Source organism: Gordonia sp. (in: high G+C Gram-positive bacteria) (genome assembly GCF_049647785.1).
Taxonomy (GTDB): domain Bacteria; phylum Actinomycetota; class Actinomycetes; order Mycobacteriales; family Mycobacteriaceae; genus Gordonia.
Map to the genome: position 1 here is coordinate 1 of NZ_JBARYI010000045.1, position 2,928 is coordinate 2,928.

Here is a 2,928-nt window from a genome sequence, read left to right on the forward strand (position 1 = left end):
TGTCTGACATAGTGCGGGAATCGACGCATCATGCGAGAACGGGAGGGCGGGCCCGAGAACTACTTGGTACCCAGATCCTTCGCGATCATCGGCCAGGTGGTCTGCAGGTCCTGTTCCCAGTACTCCCACGAGTGGGTGCCCAGAGGACGGGAGACGATGGTCGTGTCGACGCCAGCCGTCTTGAGTGCCTGTTCCATTTGCGTGGTGCACCCGCGGACTGCGGCCTCGATGAGGCCACCCATAACCACCTGATCGAGAAGGACGGCAGGATTACCGTCGATCAGCGGCGCGTCAAGCGTGTCGTAACGTCCGGGCAGACCGGTACCCGACGTCATGTACACCTTGACGCCCTTGAGCGCGCTCGCGTGCAGATACGGATCGTTTTCACGCCAACCCGGCCCGTCTGTCGGTCCCCACATGTTCGTGATGTCGCCGCGCCCGCGGTCGCCGATCACCGTGCGGATGTACGCCTGCCCCAACGGGTCGCTGGTCCGAGCGCAACCGCTGTAGGCGGCGACCGATCGGTACAGCTTGGGCTTGGCAATGGCCAGGTTGAACACCGAGGTGCCCGACATCGAGATGCCAGCGATCGCATTTGCGCCGGTTGCGTTCAGCGCCTTGTCGAGAATCGGGGGCAATTCTTCGGTCAGGAAGGTCTGCCACTTGTTGCGACCAAGCACCGGGTCGTCGCGCTGCCAGTCCGTGTAATACGAGAACGCGCCGCCGATAGGTGTCACCACATTCACGTGCTTGTCGGCGAAGAACTTCTGGTAGTCGGTCTTCGCGCGCCACGTCGCACTGTCTTCGCCGCCGCCTGCGCCGTTGAGGAGATACAAGATCGGAGCCGGGGTGTCGGCCGCCGCAGGCCGCAAAATGTTCAGCTGGATGTTTTTTCCCATGGCGCCCGAGTAGACCTCGGCCATTGATTCGAGCGGCGAGACCTTCGTCAGTGAGACGAGTCGCGCCGGGAGTTGGGCCGTCGCTGGCGTACTCGCCTTAGGAGTGTCCGTCGGTTCAGCGTGCGACGCCCCCGCACCAACCACCGCTGAACCTGCCAGGACCGTGGCGCAGACACTGGTCAGCACCATCGTTCGCATACTTACTTTTCGCACCATGCACCCCTCGTATCACATGAGTCACTCTCGTAACATGCTAGTCCGGGGCGTGATCAAAGGTCGAATCCGTGCAGCTAGTTGCAATCAGATAGTTGCAAATCACACACGACTGCTCCCTCACCCGGCATATCCGGCACATCATCAGGCAGCAAAATGTATTTTCCAAGCTTCTGCTAGTAACGTCGCGACAGCGCCAACAACACATCGCAAGGGAATTTCCCCGACAGCCGATTGACGATCAGTTGACGCCAACGATTGACCGACCGATGACAGGGTAGCCAGGTGGTAAACGCCCAACCGAAGATCGACGACGCTCCCGAGGGTGCCGCTGACAGCACTGAGCAGACCGCGGATGCGCCCCCGGCGCCTACGCCCACACCAGGCCAGGATGTCGCGACGCCCGAAGCTCCCAAGAAAAAGAAGCGCGACGGCCACCTTTACCAGATCGACTTCGTTCGCCTCTTCACCTTCGGCGGCGTCATTCTGGACCACGTCATCCTCGGCCTGGCACCGGCAACCGCCGTCGCCGCCCAGGGCGTGGGCCTCATGCTGCGGTACACGCGCTACTGCTTCTTTGCGCTCACCGGCTTCGTGCTGACGTACCAGTACCGCAACCGCGACCTGCATGCGCCAACCTTCTGGCGTCGCCGCTACAAGCTGATCGGCCTGCCGTTCCTGATGTGGTCACTGTTCTACTGGACCAACCGGCACTATCAGCACGGCGGTTGGGGCGGGATCACTGAGATCTTCCAAGACGGCACGTCCGAACGATTAGCGCTCAAGAGTCTCGTCTACGACCTGATCACCGGCAATGCCGCCTACCACCTGTACTTCCTGTCGGTCTCGATGCAGATCTACTTGGTGTTCCCGGCAGTTCTGTGGGTCATCAAGCGGACCTGGGGCTACCACCGCTATTTGCTGGCAGGCAGCCTGGCATTCCACTTCTGGCTCCTGTTCCATATGGTGCGACCCCCACACGACATCTTCCAGGACGGTGCCTTCGGTCTGCTCTGGCGCTACCTCGGCGTCACGCTGCTCCCGTACCAATTCTTTATCCTGGCCGGCTGTCTCGCCGCCTACCACTACGACGCATTCAGCGGCTTCATGCGCCGTTTCCGTCGACCGTTGGTCCTTCTCGCCCTGGTGACAATCGTGGTGACCCTCGTGTACTACGTGATTAACGTCAACAGCGGCGAGGAGATGTTCCGGGCCACCAACGTGTTCATGGTCCACAACTCGTTCATGTTCGTGGCGATCATCGTGATCCTGTACATCGTTGGCACCATCTGGCAGGACAGACGCCACCCCGGATCTGTGCCCGACAACATCATGCGGACCGCCGCAGACCGCTCGTTTGGCATTTACCTGGCACACGTCATCGTGCTGTCGTCTGTCTTGGCTGCCACCCGGCCGTACCTCGACAAGCCCCTGTGGGGCGACTTCATGGTCCCGCTGTGGCTCAACATCGTGGTGACCTACGTCGTGACCGTCATCGTCACGGTATTCCTGGTCGAGGTGCTTCGTCGCAGCCCCATCAGCTTGATCACCACCGGTCGCGAGCGGATCGACTGGCGTATCCAGCGTTGGGGCCGGTCGGCCTTCGTCGCCGTAATTGCCGCTGCGATCGGTTTCGCCACCTACGAGACCGTCGATCCCAAACTCGGCGTCCTCGTCACGGCCACTGCAGGATTGCTCTTGCTGTCCGCGGTTGTCGTCGGCGTGAAGCAAAGCAACGCCGGGCACGACGCCAAGCCGGTTGCGAGCTAGCGACCTACCTGACGCGAATAAAGTGTGGCGTGTGACTGCCCAGCAG

The 2,928-nt window shown here is 61.3% G+C and carries 2 protein-coding genes; one reads left to right on the forward strand and one right to left on the reverse strand.

Annotation, left to right across the window (positions count from 1 at the left end; genetic code table 11):
* Positions 1 to 59: 59 nt before the first annotated feature.
* Positions 60 to 1,088, reverse strand: coding sequence for an alpha/beta hydrolase (locus tag WBA38_RS06980; protein WP_424296263.1), 1,029 nt, complete (start codon positions 1,086 to 1,088; stop codon positions 60 to 62).
* 309 nt (positions 1,089 to 1,397) lie between these two features.
* Here WBA38_RS06980 and WBA38_RS06985 point away from each other — a divergent pair, with 309 nt between their 5' ends.
* Positions 1,398 to 2,882: an acyltransferase gene (locus WBA38_RS06985; RefSeq protein WP_424296265.1), complete on the forward strand. Its 1,485-nt coding sequence runs from the start codon at positions 1,398 to 1,400 to the stop codon at positions 2,880 to 2,882.
* Positions 2,883 to 2,928: the final 46 nt, after the last annotated feature.

What these genes read in the sequence shown, in the direction of transcription:
- WBA38_RS06980 (WP_424296263.1), bottom strand. Translation starts at nt 1,088, where the DNA reads ATGGTGCTGACCAGTGTCTGCGCCACGGTCCTGGCAGGTTCAGCGGTG.